This window comes from Aminobacter sp. P4_H6_2 (assembly GCF_056400805.1).
The window spans coordinates 1-14,968 of the sequence record NZ_JBFUKO010000008.1 but is presented as its reverse complement, the minus strand read 5'-3'; the positions used below and the strand labels follow the sequence as shown (position 1 = coordinate 14,968).

The following is a 14,968-nucleotide window of genomic DNA, read 5'->3' as shown; positions in this document are numbered from 1 at the left end:
GGGATGGATCTCGGGCTGAAGGACAAGGTGATCATCGTCACTGGCGGTGGCGCGGGTATCGGCGGCGCTGTCACGCTTGGCCTTGCCGCCGAGGGTGCAATTCCTGTCGTTTTCGGCCGCAGCCCGCTGGCCGAAGACTTCAGCGCCCAGCTCCGCAAGCTTTCGCCACGTGCAAAATTCATCCAGGTCGAGCTGATGCACGACTCGGAAATCGAGGCGGCAGTGAAGGATGTGGCGCAGACTTTCGGCTGCATCGACGGGCTGGTCAACAATGCCGGCATCAATGACGGCATCGGCCTCGAAGCCGGCCCGGAAGCCTTCCGCGAGTCGCTCGAACGCAACTTGATCCACTACTACACGACCGCCCATCACTGCCTGCCCTGGCTCAAGACGGCGCGCGGTTCGATCGTCAACGTCTCCTCCAAGACCGCGCTGACCGGCCAGGGCAACACCAGCGGCTACACCGCCGCCAAGGGCGCGCAGCTTTCGCTGACGCGCGAGTGGGCGGCAGCGTTGCGCGGCGACGGTGTCCGCGTCAACGCTGTCATCCCCGCCGAGGTGATGACGCCGCTCTACGAGAAGTGGCTCAAGACCTTCGACGATCCCGAAGCGCGCCTCGCCGAGATCACCAGGCGCATTCCACTCGGCCAAAGGATGACAACGGCCGAAGAAATAGCCGACACCATCATCTTCCTGCTGTCGGACCGCGCCAGCCACACCACAGGGCAGTGGCTGTTCGTCGACGGCGGCTACACCCACCTCGACCGCGCGCTGGATTGACCGGAACGGTGTTGGAACCCCCGATGCCCTGCCGGGCACCGGCCACTTTGCCCGCCTGCGTCAGGCAATCGTCATGCGGTGCGACACATTCTTGATGACGGTGTACTGCGCCAGCCCTTCGAGGCCGCCCTCACGGCCGTAACCGCTTTCTTTCACGCCACCGAACGGTGTTTCGGGAACAGACGCCTCCAGCGTGTTGATCGAGACATTGCCCGCCTCGATCCCGTCCGCAAGCTGGTCGGCGGTGCGGGCCGAGTGCGTGAAGGCGTAGGCCGCCAGGCCGAAGGGCAGCGCGTTGGCCTTTTCGATGGCCTCTTCGACCGAACCGACGGGATTGATCAGCGCCATCGGGCCGAACGGCTCTTCGTGCATGGCGCGCGCGTCATCAGGAAGGTCGGCGATCGTGGTGACGGGGAAGAAATAGCCGCGATTGCCGAGCCGCTCGCCGCCCGTCAGCACGCGGGCGCCCTTGGCGCGCGCGTCCGCCGTCAGGGCTTCCAGCGCTTCGATTCGGCGATGGTTGGCCACCGGCCCCATCTGGGTTGCCGCTTCCAGGCCGTTGCCGACCGTGATGGCGCGGGCCGTCTCGGCGAACGCCTTGGTGAAGGCGTCATAGATACGCTCCTGCACGTAAAAGCGCGTCGGCGAGGTGCAGACCTGCCCGGAATTGCGCGCCTTGCGCACCGCCGATGCGATCGCGGCAGCGACCGGATCGACGTCGTCGCAGACGATCACGGGCGCATGCCCGCCGAGTTCCATCAGCACTGGCGTCATGTGGCGCGCCGCCATCTCGGTCAGGTGCTTGCCGACGGCCGTCGAACCGGTGAAGGCGACCAGACGGACCTGGCTCTGCGGGATGAGATAGCCCGAAATCTCCGCAGGCACGCCGAAGACGAGGTTGAAGACGCCTGCGGGCAGGCCCGCATCGTGGAACGCACGCGCAATGTGGAAGGCGCCGGCAGGTGTTTCCTCGGCGGCTTTCAGGATGATCGAGCATCCGGCGGCAAGCGCGCCGGCGATCTTGCGCGACGGCTGGCTCATCGGAAAATTCCACGGCGAAAACGCCGCGACCGTGCCTATGGGCTGGTGGTGCACGATGTATTTGATCCCCGGCTCGCTCGGAATGACGCGGCCATAGGTGCGCTGGCCCTCGGCGGCGTCCCATTCGAAGAATTCGCAGCCGCGAATGACCTCGAGACGGGCCTGGGCGAGCGGCTTGCCGTGCTCCAGGGTGATCGCATAGGCGATCTCGTCGATGCGCTCGCGCATCAGCTGGGATGCCTTGAGGATGACCTCGGCGCGCTTCGCCGGCGAGGTCCTGCGCCACACGTTGAAGCCTTTCGCCGCGGCATCGAGCGCGTCGTCGAGGTCCGCGCGCGTGGCGACAGGCACCGCGCCGATAACGGTTTCGTCGGCCGGATTGAGCACAGGCTGGGTGTCGACCGTCTTGCGCCAGGAGCCGCCGATGTAAAGCTTGAGGTCGGGATAGGTGTTCGTCATGAGAGTCTCCATTGTCCCTGGCGGCTAGTGCGCAAGGGGGGCAAGCTGGTTTTCGATAAGCCTGACAAGGCTGAGCGCGGTCATCTCGGATGATTTCGGATTGTTCTTGAGCGCTTCGTTTTCAAGGCGCAGATCAAGCCGGCCAAAGGCGCCTGAGGCGCTGACCTCGTGGACGTTGCGCTTGGCTGCCGGGTCGGCCACCAGCACAATGCGCGTGCGGTCGAGACCGATACCCGACAAAGCGGAAATGACGGCCACATTGGCATTCTGCGGGAACGCGTTGGCCGCCTGACGCGCCGTGCCGGTAAAAAACGCGGTGCGCTCCATGAGCTTGTCGAGATCGACAAGCTCACTCGCCTTGGTGCCCTGCCAAGCCAGTGGCGGCTTGACGATGGTGTGCGTCACCTCGTCGATCGGCAGGATCGAGGCTGCGGCCAGCGCGCCGAGATCGCCGAGCGCGCCCGAAGGCATGACGATACGGCTCCCCGTCTCGCGCGCCACGGCAAGCAGCCGCTGGTAGAGTGCGTCGTCGCAAAAGGCGCTCGTCGAGGAGACGACAAAGCTTGCAGCATGGCGCAGCGCCGCCTCGCCCCAAATGGCGACGGCCGGCCGTCCGGCCGCCTCGATGACCATGTCGATGTCGAGCCCAACAAGCTCTTCCGGCCCGGAGATCAGTCGGGCACCTTTGGGCAAGCCTTGGCGCTCTCGTCCACCGTCGCGGACGGCGATCGCAACAATCTCGACGCCATCAGATTCGCGTTCGGCAAGCAGTTCGCCAACGCGGCTGGCAATCGCGCCCCAGCCGACGAAACAGATGCGCAACCGGCGTTGCCGCTTCTCAGAGGCCGACATAGCGCTGCACCAATTCGGCGTTGCGGGTCAGGTCTTCACCGGTACCCGACCAGACGGTCCGGCCCTTTTCCAAGATGTAGTGGCGATCGGCGAGCCGCTTCAGCACGTTGAGGTTCTTGTCGATCAACAGGATCGACTGCCCCTCCGCCTTCAGGGCCTCGATGCAAGCCCAGATCTCGGCACGGATCACCGGCGCCAAGCCCTCGGTCGCTTCATCAAGGATGAGCAGCTTGGGATTGGTCATCAGCGCGCGGCCGACGACCAGCATCTGCTGTTCGCCGCCCGACAGCGTGCCCGCTGCCTGGCCGGCTCGCTCGCGCAAGCGCGGAAACAGCGCGTAGACGCGTTCAAGCGTCCAGGCATTCTTGCGGCCGAGGCGATTGGCGGCGGTGGCAACGAGGTTTTCGCGCACCGTCAGCGTCGAAAACGCCTGGCGTCCCTCGGGCACCAGACCGACGCCAAGCCGCGCCACCGTCTCGGGCATGGCACCGCGGACATCGCGACCGGCGAAGCTGATCTCGCCTGACAGCGGCTTGAGCAGGCCCATGATCGACTTGACCGTGGTTGTCTTGCCCATGCCGTTGCGGCCGAGCAGCGTCACCACCTCGCCGTCGCCGATCTCCAGCGCGACGTCGAAAAGCACCTGGCTCCGCCCATAGGCCGACTGCAATTTGGCGACGCTCAGCATAGCTCGTCTCCCTCGCCCAGATAGGCCGTGCGGACCTCCGGATTGTCCCTGATTTCGTCGACCGAACCGGTGGCGATGATGCGGCCATAGACCAGCACCGAGACGCGGTCGGCGAGCGCGAACACCGCCTCCATGTCGTGCTCGACAAGCAGCATCGAGACCTGGTTCTTGAGGCCGCGCAGCATCTCGATCATCTGCTGGCTTTCGAGATGGCCGAGTCCGGCCATCGGCTCGTCGAGCAAGAGCAGGCGCGGCTTGGTGGCGAGCGCCACCGCCAGTTCGAGCTGCTTCTGCTCGCCATGCGACAGGTTCGCGACCAACTCGTCGGCACGCTCTGTAAGGCCGGCACCTGCGAGGTAGCTACGCGCATCTTCACGCAGCTCGGCCTCATGCCTGACATTGCCCCAGAAGCGGAAGCTGTGGCCCTGCCGCACCTGGACGGCGATGGCGACATTGTCGAGCACCGTATAGTCGGGCAGCAGGCAGGTGATCTGGAAGGTTCGCGCCAGCCCCATCGACACACGCTTGGCGGTCGGCAAGGTGGTGATCGGCTGGCCGTCGAGTTCGATGGTGCCTTCGTTCTGCTTGAGCTCGCCCATCAGCTGCGAGATCAGCGTCGTCTTGCCGGCACCGTTGGGGCCGATCAAAGCGTGGATCTCGCCGGGCTTCACGGTCAAATCGACATGGTCGGTGGCAAGCAGGCCGCCGAAGCGCTTGACCATGCCCTGGACGTTGAGGACAGGAGTGGTCATGCGCGCCTCCCGAGCATACGGGCACCAAGCGCCTGGACGCCGCCTTGGGTGTAGAGCACGACAAACAGCAGGATCAGTCCAAGGCCCAGCTGCCAGTTCTCCGTCCACGATGCGAGGATGGATTCAAGCACGATGAACACGGCGGCACCGAGCAGCGGGCCAAACAACGTGCCGACGCCGCCCAGGATGACCATGACCATCAGCTCGCCCGACTTGGTCCAGTGCATCATGTCGGGGCTGGCATAGCGCAGGAAATTGGCCATCAGCGCGCCGGCAAGGCCGCAGCCCATGCCGGAGATGACGAAGGCCATCAGCTTGTAGCGATAGGCGGGAAGGCCGATCGCCGCCATGCGCTTTTCGCTCTGGCGCAGACCGACGATGACGTTACCGAAGCGCGAATTGACGATGCGCCAGAGGATGAAAAAGAACAGTGCCGTGATCGCCAGGCAGACATAATAGACAGTCTGCTTGTCGCGCATGTTGAGCCCGGGCAGCTCATTGGCGCGGCGGATGATCAGGCCATCGTCGCCGCCATAGGTTTTCAGCGAGACAAACAGGAAAAACAGCATCTGCGCGAAGGCCAGCGTGATCATGATGAACTGCACGCCGCCGGTGCGCAGCGACAGCGCGCCGATGAGCGCCGCCATGATGCCGGAGACGACCAGCGCCACCGGAATGGTGATCAGGAGCTGGTTGGTGCCGGGAATGAGGCCGAACAGCGGCTCGCCCAGCGTATAGTGCTGGTAGAGAATGCCGACGACATAACCGCCGATGCCGAAGAAGGCGGCGTGGCCGAAGCTCACCATGCCGCCATAGCCGAGCACGAAGTTGAGGCTCGCGGCGGCAATGCCGTAGATCAGCACGCGTGTCGCCAGCGACGTCAGCGCGGCATAGCCGGTTGCGTCGGCGACCGTCGGCAATGCGATCAGCGCAATCAGCACGCCGGCAAGCAAGGCAGGTCGCTTGAGTGATTTTTCCATGGGCCAGTCAGCGCCTAGTTCAGGAATTTCGGATGAACAGGCCCTTGGGCCTTATGAGAAGCACGATCGCCATCAGCAGATAGATGCCCATCGACGAGATGCCGGCGCCGAGCGCGTCCGCATCCGGCCCGACCATGACCTGGCGCAGAAGGCCAGGCAGATAGGCGCGCAGGCCGGTGTCGACGATGCCGAGGATGAGGCTGGCGAAGAAGGCACCCCGGATCGAGCCGACGCCACCGATCACCACCACGACGAAGGTGGTGATCAGGATCTGCTCGCCCATGCCGACCTGCACCGCAAGGATCGGGCCGGCCATGAAGCCGGCGAGGCCGGCAAGCAGCGCCCCCAGGCCGAACACCAGCGTGTAGAGCAACCGGATGTCGACGCCGAGCGCGCGCACCATCTCGCGGTTGGTCGAGCCGGCGCGGACCAGCATGCCGATGCGCGTCTTGTTGATCAGAAGGTAGAGCCCGAGTGCCACCAGCAGGCCAACGGCGATGATCGCCAGCCGGTAGATCGGATAGACCAGCCCCGGCAGCAGTTCGACCGAACCGTCGAGCAAGGCCGGCATCGACACGAACAGAGGCTGGCGTCCGAACAGGATGGTGATGGTCTGGTTGAAGATCAGGATCAGGCCGAAGGTCGCCAGCACCTGGTCGAGATGGTCACGCCCATAAAGCCGCCGCACGACCAGGAATTCAATTGCAGCACCGGTGACGGCAGCAGCCGCAAGGGCCGCCGGAATGCCGAGCCAGAACGAGCCGGTTTCAGCCGCCACCCACGTGCCGGCATAAGCCCCGATCATATAGATCGAGCCATGCGCCAGGTTGATGACGCCCATGATGCCGAAGATCAGCGTCAGGCCGGCCGCCAGCAGGAAAAGCATGACGCCGAATTGCACGCCATTGAGCATCTGTTCGAGGAAGAGCGTCATCGCCTATCGCTTCGATTGGGAAAATGGGGAAAGGTGGCGAGCGGCAGTTGTGCCGCCCGCAGCATCGATCGGGCCGAGATTACATCTTGCAGTCGGCGGCGTAGGCGTCGCCATGGTCCTTGAAGACCTCGCCGACAGTCTTCAGCACCGGCTTGCCGTCGGCGCCCTTTTCGACCTTCAGCGCGTACCAGTTCTGCACCGGATGCTGGTTTGGCCCGAAGGCGAACTTGCCGCGCACTGACTCGAAGTCCGCCTTGCGCAGTGCTGTACGGAACGCGTCGGCGTCGTCGATATTGCCGCCGGTCGCCTTCAGCGCCGAAGCGTAAGCGAGGGCCGCGTCATAACCCTGGCTGGCATAGTAGGTCACCGGACGGTTGTAGGTCTTGTTCCAGGCGTCCATGAACTTCTTGTTGGCCGCGTTGTCGAAGTCCGAGTTCCAGTGGCTGGAGACGTTCAGGCCGATAGCCGCATCGCCGACGGCGGCGAGCGTCACGCCGTCCATCGACGGTTCGGCCACGACCATCGGGATTTCCTTCATCAGGCCCGACTGCTCGTACTGGCGCAGGAAGGTGATGCCGAGGCCGCCGGGATGAAACTGGAAGACTACGTCAGGCTTGGCCGCGCGCACCTGGGCGAGTTCCGCCGCAAAATCGGTCTGGTCGAGGCGGGTATAGATCTCGCCCGCGATCTCGCCCTTGAAATAACGCTTGAAACCGGCGATCGCGTCCTTGCCGGCCTGGTAGTTGGGCGCCAGCACGAAGGCCTTCTTGTAGCCGAGATTGGTGGCGTTCTGGCCAGCGCTTTCATGCAGCGAGTCGTTCTGCCAGGAGACGACGAAGTAGTTTTCGTTGCACTCCTTGCCGGCCAGGTTCGAGGGCGCGGCATTGGGGCTGACGTAGAAGGCCCCGCTATCGACGATGTCGGGGATGGTTGCGCCGGCGACGTTGGAGAAGACGATGCCGGTGAACAGCTTGATGCCGTTTTCGCTGAGGAAGCGTTCGGCGATCTGCTTGCCTTGGCCAGGCTTGAGGCCATCATCCTCGACGACCAATTCGACGGGCACGCCGCCGAGCTTGCCATCTTCCAAGGCGAGCATGAAGCCGTCGCGGATATCCTGGCCGAGATAGCCGGCCGGCCCCGAAAGCGTGGTGATCATGCCGATCTTGACGGGATCGGCGGCGAAGGCCGGCAGTGCCGCCAAGGCAGCGACGGAAGCTGCAAGCAACATACGTCTGAAATTCATGGCTCAGTTCTCCTCTGGGTGGCGTCTTATGGGCGCGCGTTGTTGTTTGCCGGCTTAGCTGTCGTCTCGATTTCGAGAGGACAAAACCTGAAAGAAGCCGCATCCGCCTCAAGCCGGCCGAAGACAGGAGCGGGAAAATGGTAAGGCGCAAGCACCGTATTGGCTGCCGCCGCATCAGCGAGCAGCGCGATGCGCGTCGTGCGCGCCTGCTTGGGGTCCTCGCAGAAATTGCAGACGATGCTGTCGTCGCCGAGCTGCAGCGGGTGATGCACGGCGTCGGCGAGAAACAGCACCTCGCCCTCCCCTGTTGCCAGAGACACCACCACCATACCCGGCGAATGGCCAGGTGCTGGGCGCAGCGTGAGGCCCGGCACGACCTCGGCATCTGAAGCGACAGCCTCGAAGCCGACGCTGCGAATAATAGGCAACACGCTATCTGCGAAGGCGCCGTGCAATGTGTAGCCCTGCGGCTCAGCCTCGTGGACAGCTATCCAGTGGCCGAGCTCGACCTCAGATACGACATAGCGGGCATTGGGAAAGGTCGGCCGCCAGGTTTCGCCTTCCCGCCTGGTGTTCCAGCCGACATGGTCGGCGTGCAGATGCGTGTTGATGACGATATCGACATCTTCGGGCGCGATGCCAATGGCCTTCAGCGTCTCGAGGAATTTGGTTTCGCGGCGATGCCAGGCCGGCCGGTGCGGCCGCTCCTTGCCATCGCCGATGCCGCCATCGATCAGCGCGACATATTCGGGCGTTTCGATGACATAGCAGTTGAAGCTCAGCGCCACCGTCTCGCCTACGGGGTCGACCGTGCCGGCAGGCGAACGCTCAGCGGCAAGCTCAAGATCGTCGCGCGAAAGCCCGCCAAAGATCGCCTTGGCTTGCCAGGCCACATTGGCCATGTCGGGAATACAGGTCACCGCGACCCGACCGGCTTCAAGCCGCTCCAGTTCGATGCCGAGTTCCGGAAAATGTCGCCTGACGACCTTCATGGGTTCACCAGCCTCAGAGCTTGACCCAGCCGGCCGGCGGTTCCTTACCGGGATGGAGAGTGCCGCAGTTCGGGCAGGTGCGGGCTTTTTCGTCTTCGTAGAAAGCCTTGTAGATCGGCGGCAGGTCATCGACGATCGATTCCAGATCGACCTCGGCGCGGTGCACCCGGGTGCTGCATTCGAAGCAATACCATTCGATGGCGTCGAGCGCGCCTTCAGGGCGGGGCGATTCGATGACGAGGCCGATCGAGCCTTCTTGTGGGCGCTGAGGCGAATGGCGCATGTGGGCGGGCAGCAGGAACACCTCGCCCTCGCGGATCGGCACGTCATAGAACTCGCCGGTCGTGGTATCGTGCAGCTTCAGCAGCATGTCGCCCTTGAGCTGGTAGAAGAACTCCTCGACCGGGTCGTCATGGTAGTCGCAGCGACTGTTCGGGCCGCCGACGACCGTCACCATCAGGTCGGCATCCTTGAACACCAGCTGGTTGCCGACCGGCGGCTTGAGCAGATGCTGATGCTCGTCGATCCATTTCGAGAAGTTGAACGCTGCGAGGCGTCTGGTCATGGTCATTCCTCCGGTTGGGCGGCGCGGGCGCGTCGGTGGTGTGGGTCAGGCCGTGGTCTTGAGGCCACAATTGTCGAAAGCGGCGCGGGTAACGCGCTTCTCGTCCTCGGTGAGTTCGAGCAATGGCGGGCGAACCCTGCCGCCGGTCTGGCCAAGCAGTTCCTGCCAGTATTTCTGGTGCGAATGCGGCTTTTCGGCCGGGCGCGTGTCCTTGAGGGCAGCTCGCACCGGGTCGAGGCTGTCGCGAATGCGCCGCGCTTCTTCCGCTTTGCCGGCAAAGGCAAGGTCCGTGTACTGGCGCATGCGTGTATCGTGCTTGGTCTGGATCAGGTAGGGCGGCGACGAGCAGAGATACAGCTGCCAGTCGAGCTCGAGGATGTTGTCCAGCCATTCCTCTTCCGAGGCCGTGCTGACCAGGATGCGGTCGCCGGCGAGCGCATTCAGTTCCTTGTACATCGGGCGTGGCACCGAGTACTTGATGGCGACGACGTTTTCGATATCGGCGAGCTTGTTGCAAAGCCCAGGGCTCATCAGATAGCCGCTATCGGGGTGGCTCCACAGTGCTATGCCGATATCCACCTTGTCGGCGATGGTGCGGTAATAGTTGAGCAGCGTTTCGTCCTGCTGCTTGAAGAAATGCAGCACCGGTGCATGCACCACGACGTAGTCGGCACCGCACTTCTGCGCGTGCTTGGCGAGGTCGATGACCACGTCCATGTTCTGGTCGGAGCAAGACATGATGGTCTGGGCACGGCCGGCACAGGCATCGACGGCAAGGTCGAAGCTGCGCTTGCGCTCGTCGATCGACATCGAGAAGAACTCGCCCTGCTTGCCGGCAATGAAGAAGCCGTCGATCTTGAGATCTTCGATCCAGTGATCGATATTGCCGCGGAAGCCGTCCTCATCGATGGCGAGGTCCTGCTTGAACGGCATCAGGCCGGCGGCCCAGATCCCCTTCATCGTTGCCCGCGAATAGGCCTTGGCGTCTTTTTTGCTATATTTCATAGGTCATCCACCTGAATATCGCCTCCCGCGTTGCCGAGCACGGCGAGCCAGAATTTCGTGCATTGAGAGGCATTTGAAGATCGCGCGCACCGGCGGACATTGTGGTCCATCCGGCCATTCGTTGCGTCGCTGATTACGCCCCTCACGTTCAAGAAATCCTCCACGCCCACACTGAAGTGCAAGCCTTGCTCCCAGCTCAGAAAACACCGACGCCATCTATAAGACAATCATCATTCATGCTATTAATTGAGACGAAATTCCAATAGATCGGGAAGTCTCATGAAAATCACCATCAAGCAGATCGAGAGCTTCCTCGCCGTCGCCGATCTCGGCAATTTTTCGCGTGCCGCCGAACGGCTGAACACCGCGCAGCCGGCACTTTCGCAATCGATCAAGGATCTCGAAGCGGAACTCGCCGTGCGCCTGTTCGACCGCACGACGCGGCGCGTCGAACTGACCGACGCCGGGCGCGAATTCCGCCACTCCGCCGCCAAGGTGCTGGAGGAACTGGAGCATGCGGTCGAAGGCGTCCACGAACTGGCGGAACGCCGGCGCGGGCGCCTGCGCATCGCCGCCCCGCCCTTGCTCGCCGCTGTCGTGCTGCCGCAGGCCATCGCCGACTTCCAGAAGCGCTATCCCGGCATTGCGGTCCAGCTCGCCGACGTCGGCACCGAGCAGATCGTCGAAAGCGTCAGGAGCGGCAAGGCCGATTGCGGCTTGGGCACCTTCTCCCCGGCCGAAGAAGGCATCGAGCGCCTGCCTCTGGTGCGCGACAGCCTGATGCTGTTTTGCGACCAGCGCAGCCCGTTCAACGGCGCCGTTTCGGTGCCATGGCGTGAATTGGAGGACCAGCCCATGATCACGCTGACCCGCGACAGCGGCATCCGGCTTCTGGTCGAGGTCGGCTTCGAAACGGCGGAACTTGCCCTGAAGCCGGTCTATGAGGTGACGCAGATCACGACCGCAATCGCCCTCGTCGAGGCCGGGCTTGGCGTCGCCGTGCTGCCGACCTATGCGCTTGCCGCCGCCCGCTACCGCAAGGTCGTCGGCAAGCCACTGATCGAGCCCAACATCTCGCGCGAAGTGGTGATGATCCACGCCACCGGCCGTTCGATCTCGCCGGCCGTCTCGGCCTTCGCCGCAGTCGTAAGGCGCTACGCCCAGCAGCTGACGCCGCGCGAAACCAGCTAACCCTTGATCAACTTGACCAGCGCCTTGGACAGAACCGTATCGTCGGAGGCGAGATCGAGCAGCACGTCGAAATGGTTGCGGCCGGCAATCTCGATCAGTTGCGAGGCAAAGCCCGCCTCGCGCCAGAGCCGGTCATATTCGCACGACTGGCGCCTGAAACCGGCCGGGTCACCATCGGCATAAGCGACAATGATCGGGCAACCCACCGCCGGAATGTTTGCCGCCGGGCTCAGCCGCTCCACCGCGGAAGCATCCAGCGACAACCAATCCTGGACGAACGACTTGGCGATCGGCGCCAGATGGAACAGGCCGCTGATCGGCATCGCTCCCTTGATGACGTTTTCGGGTACGCCGAATTGCTGGTGCCAGCCGCCGCTCAGCACTGCCCCAGTCAAATGCCCGCCAGCCGAACTTCCCCCAACATAGATGCGGTCAGGGTCGATGCCGTAAGCGCGTCCATTCTTGGCCAGGAAGGCGATTGCCGCGCGAACCTCGCGCACGATCTCGTCCAGCGTCACCGCGGGAGCGAGCCTGTAGTCGACGACGGCGGTGGCGATGCCATGGCGCGCCAGCATTCCGGCCATGAAGGCGGAATCGTGCTTGGACAGCATGCGCCAATAGCCGCCATGAATGAACACGAACACCGGACGCAGGCCTTCGCCCGCGCCGTAGATGTCGATGGTCTGGCCACTTTCGGCATCGTAGACGACCTCAAGATGCGAGGCGTGAGGACGCATTTCTTCCGAGCGGCCACGATAATTGCGCATCTCGGCGTCGAACACCTCAGGGGCGACCGAAGCACGCGCGCCGTAGTCGCGGTCGATGATCTCTCGCGGCCAGTTGGCTTCGTCGGCAAGCACGCTCATGCAAAACTCCTACTTCACGAAGGCGCGGATGGTCTCGGCCATGACCTTGGGCTGCTCCAGCGTCGGGAAGTGTGTTTTTCCAGGCAGCTTGTTGGGCTTGTACCAGTCGTTTTTCGCCGCGAAGTCGAGCTGCGCCTGCGCATATTCCGCCTCGAAGGGCTGCGAATAGATGTGGGTGATCGGGCGCTTTTCCTTCAGTGCCGCCATGCGCTGCATCGGGTTGCCCCATTTGCGATAGGCCCTGGCGATTTCACGGCCCGAGCGCGCCCACATCTCGAAGCTGTACTTGGCCATCTCGTCATTGACGTGGCCGATGATGTCCTGGTTGTCGGTGTCGCCGATCCAGTAGTTGAAGAAGTCGCCGCGGCCGTTTTCCCAGTTGGTGCGATCCTGGATGTGGTCGATCATCGAGAAGAACGCCTCATCGGGCGTCGTCTGGATCCAGTCGATCACCACCGAGCGCGGAACGCGCGCCACACCGAGCCGGTCGGTGATCTCGATGTTGGCCCAGCCGCCATGCGAGGTCGAAACCGGCACTACGGTGTCGATGTCCATCTTGTCGAGGAAGGCGACCACATCGTCGGCCTGCTCGCTGGTGGTGAAGTCGCCATCATGCTCACGGTGTTCGCCATGGCCACGCCAGTCCAGGCGGATGACGCGGTTCGTCTTGGCGAGTTCAGGCACCAGCGTCTTGAACAGGCGGTGATCCTGGCACCAGCCCGACAAAAGCAGCAGCACCGGACCTTCGCCGGCATCGTCATAGGAAAGAGTGTTGGCGCCGATCTCGATGGATTTCATGTGCGGACTCCGAAATTCTGAAGGCAAGCTCAAGGCTTCCTTGATGTCAGTGGGTTCATGCCAGGGCTTTGGTCGCTGTCGGGGCGTGGCGCGCCGTCTTCATGCGCTCGGCGCCAATCTCGCGGCTTTTGCCGGTGATCTTCAAGACCTGCGAGCGAACGTCGTCGGGCCAGAAATTCATGTCGCCAAGCCGCTCGGCCGTATCCTGCGTGTGCTCGGTCATCGGGCGTTCCCGCGCTTCCCAATCGGCCAGCGACTGGGCGACGTCGTTTCCTTCGTCGATGGCTGCGGCAAGGCCCAGACCATTCATCAGGGCACAACCACCGCCCTGCCCGAGATAAGGCGGCATGGCATGCGCAGCATCGCCGAGGATCGCCACGCGTCCCTTGCTCCACTGCTTGAGCTTGACCACCTCGAAGGCATCCCAGCGGCCGGCGTCGCCGAAACGTGCAACGAGATTGGCAAGATGCGGAAAGGATTGCGTCCAGAGCTTGCGGTCGGCCGGTACTTTCAATGCAGCCGCATCGTCGGCCGCGCAGCACAGGGCGACATAGAGATCGGTGGCGCTCGCCGGCGTATAGAGGATGCGGCGCGTGCCTGTGAAATATTCGATGTAGCGCTCGCGGTCTTCCGCCGGCACGTCGCCGTCGTCGCGCGAAATCAGCATGCGGATAGCGCCGTAGCCGAGATGCTTGCGGTACATCATCAGGTCGAGCGAATCCCGGACCTTTGAGTTGATGCCGTCGGCACCAACGATCAGGTCGGCACTGCGCTTCGAACCATCAGCGAGCAGCAGCTCGCCCTCAGCTGTCGCGCCCACGGCTTCCGAATTGGTGAGAATCTCGACGCCGCTCCTGCGGCAGGTATCGACCAGCGAATTGATCAGCGTCTCGCGCAGGATGGTGATCAGCTTCGCATCACCCGAACCGTTGATCGGAATTTCTTCCATGGTCGTGTTGTCGTGGTCGCGGGTGTGGAACTGCGGACCGATATGCGCGCCAACCGTCGCCTGGTCGTAGGCGCCGATCGCCTGCAGCACGCGCAGGCCATTGCTCCAGATGTAGATGCCGGCGCCGAAAGTCCTGAGTGTCGGCGCGCGTTCATGCACGGTCACCGACCAGCCGCGCTGGGCAAGGGCCGCAGCCGTGGTCAGGCCGCCAATTCCAGCGCCTGCTATTTCCGCGCGGCGTCCGGCTCTGGTCTTCTGCATCATGTCGTGAATTTCCTCCCCGTGCGGCATGCTGCCGACGTCCGCTGCGCGGGTCGCAAAGTGCGACCTCAGGCCCAAATACCTCCATGAGCCGGCAACGTTCCTCACGCCGCCAGCCCCTCCTCGTGGCAAGGTCCCAGCGAATGGAAATTCAAACAAGTGAATTCTCTGGATATTTCTATGAGGATTTGGAATATCAAAATCACAATCATCATTGGGAGGATGATGCCGCAATGAAGCTCGTGACCAGCCGCCTGACCATCCGCCATCTGCGCATGGTCGTGGCCATAGTCGAGGAAGGCAACCTCGTGCGCGCGGCCAAGCGGCTGAACATGACCCAGTCGGCCGTCACCAAGGCGCTGCAGGAAATCGAGGCACTGACCAAGGCAAGGCTCTTTGACCGTACCAATCGCGGGGTCGTGCCGACGATGTTCGGCGACACGCTGGCCGAGCACGCACGCCTCGTCATCACCCAGCTTGCCCATGCCGAGGAGCATCTCGCCGACCTGCGCGACGGCACCGGCGGCCGTGTCGCCATCGGCACGCTGCTTTCGGCCTCGGCCGAATTGCTGCCCACCGCCATCGCCCGCCTGCGCAGGGAGCGGCCCAAGC

At 63.4% G+C, this 14,968-nt stretch carries 16 protein-coding genes; 3 read left to right on the top strand and 13 right to left on the bottom strand.

The window, feature by feature from the left end; genetic code table 11:
- The first annotated feature begins 3 nt into the window (after window positions 1–3).
- A complete protein-coding gene (locus AC1DUU_RS01520; RefSeq protein WP_476781643.1) occupies window positions 4–780 on the top strand; it encodes an L-fucose dehydrogenase in 777 nt (258 codons plus the stop codon).
- A 60-nt stretch (window positions 781–840) separates the two neighbouring features.
- Here the strand turns inward: AC1DUU_RS01520 and AC1DUU_RS01515 are convergent, their stop codons facing one another.
- The 10 genes from AC1DUU_RS01515 to AC1DUU_RS01470 form a co-directional block, all read right to left on the bottom strand.
- Window positions 841–2,280 (bottom strand): NAD-dependent succinate-semialdehyde dehydrogenase, encoded by a 1,440-nt coding sequence (locus AC1DUU_RS01515; RefSeq protein WP_476781642.1) that lies wholly within the window; start codon window positions 2,278–2,280, stop codon window positions 841–843.
- A 24-nt stretch (window positions 2,281–2,304) separates the two neighbouring features.
- Entirely contained in the window at window positions 2,305–3,132 is an 828-nt protein-coding gene (locus AC1DUU_RS01510) for an aspartate dehydrogenase (RefSeq protein WP_476781641.1), read from the bottom strand.
- Entirely contained in the window at window positions 3,119–3,820 is a 702-nt protein-coding gene (locus AC1DUU_RS01505) for an ABC transporter ATP-binding protein (protein ID WP_476781640.1), read from the bottom strand. The genes AC1DUU_RS01510 and AC1DUU_RS01505 overlap by 14 nt, the downstream gene beginning before the upstream one ends.
- On the bottom strand, window positions 3,814–4,572 hold the full coding sequence (locus tag AC1DUU_RS01500) for an ABC transporter ATP-binding protein (RefSeq protein WP_476781639.1): 759 nt from the start codon (window positions 4,570–4,572) through the stop codon (window positions 3,814–3,816). The genes AC1DUU_RS01505 and AC1DUU_RS01500 overlap by 7 nt, the downstream gene beginning before the upstream one ends.
- Window positions 4,569–5,552, bottom strand: a complete 984-nt coding sequence (locus AC1DUU_RS01495) for a branched-chain amino acid ABC transporter permease (protein ID WP_476781638.1) — start codon at window positions 5,550–5,552, stop codon at window positions 4,569–4,571. The genes AC1DUU_RS01500 and AC1DUU_RS01495 overlap by 4 nt, the downstream gene beginning before the upstream one ends.
- Before the next feature lie 19 nt (window positions 5,553–5,571).
- Entirely contained in the window at window positions 5,572–6,486 is a 915-nt protein-coding gene (locus AC1DUU_RS01490) for a branched-chain amino acid ABC transporter permease (RefSeq protein WP_476781637.1), read from the bottom strand.
- Window positions 6,487–6,565: 79 nt separating this feature from the next.
- Window positions 6,566–7,729, bottom strand: a complete 1,164-nt coding sequence (locus AC1DUU_RS01485; protein ID WP_476781636.1) for an ABC transporter substrate-binding protein — start codon at window positions 7,727–7,729, stop codon at window positions 6,566–6,568.
- A gap of 26 nt (window positions 7,730–7,755) precedes the next feature.
- On the bottom strand, window positions 7,756–8,721 hold the full coding sequence (locus AC1DUU_RS01480) for an MBL fold metallo-hydrolase (protein WP_476781635.1): 966 nt from the start codon (window positions 8,719–8,721) through the stop codon (window positions 7,756–7,758).
- A gap of 13 nt (window positions 8,722–8,734) precedes the next feature.
- Window positions 8,735–9,286: a 3-hydroxyanthranilate 3,4-dioxygenase gene (locus tag AC1DUU_RS01475; protein WP_476781634.1), complete on the bottom strand. Its 552-nt coding sequence runs from the start codon at window positions 9,284–9,286 to the stop codon at window positions 8,735–8,737.
- A 45-nt stretch (window positions 9,287–9,331) separates the two neighbouring features.
- Window positions 9,332–10,291 (bottom strand): dihydrodipicolinate synthase family protein, encoded by a 960-nt coding sequence (locus AC1DUU_RS01470; RefSeq protein ID WP_476781633.1) that lies wholly within the window; start codon window positions 10,289–10,291, stop codon window positions 9,332–9,334.
- A gap of 279 nt (window positions 10,292–10,570) precedes the next feature.
- On the opposite strand from AC1DUU_RS01470, the gene AC1DUU_RS01465 reads away from it, so the two are divergent.
- The gene (locus tag AC1DUU_RS01465; RefSeq protein ID WP_476781632.1) at window positions 10,571–11,482 is read left to right on the top strand and encodes a LysR family transcriptional regulator; all 912 of its coding nucleotides are present in this window, start codon (window positions 10,571–10,573) and stop codon (window positions 11,480–11,482) included.
- Here AC1DUU_RS01465 and AC1DUU_RS01460 read toward each other — a convergent pair.
- From AC1DUU_RS01460 to AC1DUU_RS01450, 3 genes are read right to left on the bottom strand one after another with little or no spacing between them, the layout of a single operon-like run.
- Window positions 11,479–12,348, bottom strand: a complete 870-nt coding sequence (locus tag AC1DUU_RS01460) for an alpha/beta hydrolase (protein WP_476781631.1) — start codon at window positions 12,346–12,348, stop codon at window positions 11,479–11,481. The genes AC1DUU_RS01465 and AC1DUU_RS01460 overlap by 4 nt on opposite strands.
- Before the next feature lie 9 nt (window positions 12,349–12,357).
- The gene (locus AC1DUU_RS01455) at window positions 12,358–13,146 is read right to left on the bottom strand and encodes an alpha/beta fold hydrolase (protein ID WP_476781630.1); all 789 of its coding nucleotides are present in this window, start codon (window positions 13,144–13,146) and stop codon (window positions 12,358–12,360) included.
- 55 nt (window positions 13,147–13,201) lie between these two features.
- Window positions 13,202–14,359, bottom strand: coding sequence for an FAD-dependent oxidoreductase (locus tag AC1DUU_RS01450; protein ID WP_476781629.1), 1,158 nt, complete (start codon window positions 14,357–14,359; stop codon window positions 13,202–13,204).
- A gap of 230 nt (window positions 14,360–14,589) precedes the next feature.
- Between AC1DUU_RS01450 and AC1DUU_RS01445 the strand changes: the two genes are divergently transcribed.
- Window positions 14,590–14,968, top strand: a 379-nt coding sequence (locus AC1DUU_RS01445; protein WP_476781628.1) for a LysR family transcriptional regulator, incomplete at its 3' end; no start/stop codon positions are given.

Coding starts and splice junctions, on each gene's coding strand:
- AC1DUU_RS01520 (WP_476781643.1), top strand. CDS start 4: ATGGATCTCGGGCTGAAGGACAAGGTGATCATCGTCACTGGCGGTGGC.
- AC1DUU_RS01515 (WP_476781642.1), bottom strand. CDS start 2,280: ATGACGAACACCTATCCCGACCTCAAGCTTTACATCGGCGGCTCCTGG.
- AC1DUU_RS01510 (WP_476781641.1), bottom strand. CDS start 3,132: ATGTCGGCCTCTGAGAAGCGGCAACGCCGGTTGCGCATCTGTTTCGTC.
- AC1DUU_RS01505 (WP_476781640.1), bottom strand. CDS start 3,820: ATGCTGAGCGTCGCCAAATTGCAGTCGGCCTATGGGCGGAGCCAGGTG.
- AC1DUU_RS01500 (WP_476781639.1), bottom strand. CDS start 4,572: ATGACCACTCCTGTCCTCAACGTCCAGGGCATGGTCAAGCGCTTCGGC.
- AC1DUU_RS01495 (WP_476781638.1), bottom strand. CDS start 5,552: ATGGAAAAATCACTCAAGCGACCTGCCTTGCTTGCCGGCGTGCTGATT.
- AC1DUU_RS01490 (WP_476781637.1), bottom strand. CDS start 6,486: ATGACGCTCTTCCTCGAACAGATGCTCAATGGCGTGCAATTCGGCGTC.
- AC1DUU_RS01485 (WP_476781636.1), bottom strand. CDS start 7,729: ATGAATTTCAGACGTATGTTGCTTGCAGCTTCCGTCGCTGCCTTGGCG.
- AC1DUU_RS01480 (WP_476781635.1), bottom strand. CDS start 8,721: ATGAAGGTCGTCAGGCGACATTTTCCGGAACTCGGCATCGAACTGGAG.
- AC1DUU_RS01475 (WP_476781634.1), bottom strand. CDS start 9,286: ATGACCAGACGCCTCGCAGCGTTCAACTTCTCGAAATGGATCGACGAG.
- AC1DUU_RS01470 (WP_476781633.1), bottom strand. CDS start 10,291: ATGAAATATAGCAAAAAAGACGCCAAGGCCTATTCGCGGGCAACGATG.
- AC1DUU_RS01465 (WP_476781632.1), top strand. CDS start 10,571: ATGAAAATCACCATCAAGCAGATCGAGAGCTTCCTCGCCGTCGCCGAT.
- AC1DUU_RS01460 (WP_476781631.1), bottom strand. CDS start 12,348: ATGAGCGTGCTTGCCGACGAAGCCAACTGGCCGCGAGAGATCATCGAC.
- AC1DUU_RS01455 (WP_476781630.1), bottom strand. CDS start 13,146: ATGAAATCCATCGAGATCGGCGCCAACACTCTTTCCTATGACGATGCC.
- AC1DUU_RS01450 (WP_476781629.1), bottom strand. CDS start 14,359: ATGATGCAGAAGACCAGAGCCGGACGCCGCGCGGAAATAGCAGGCGCT.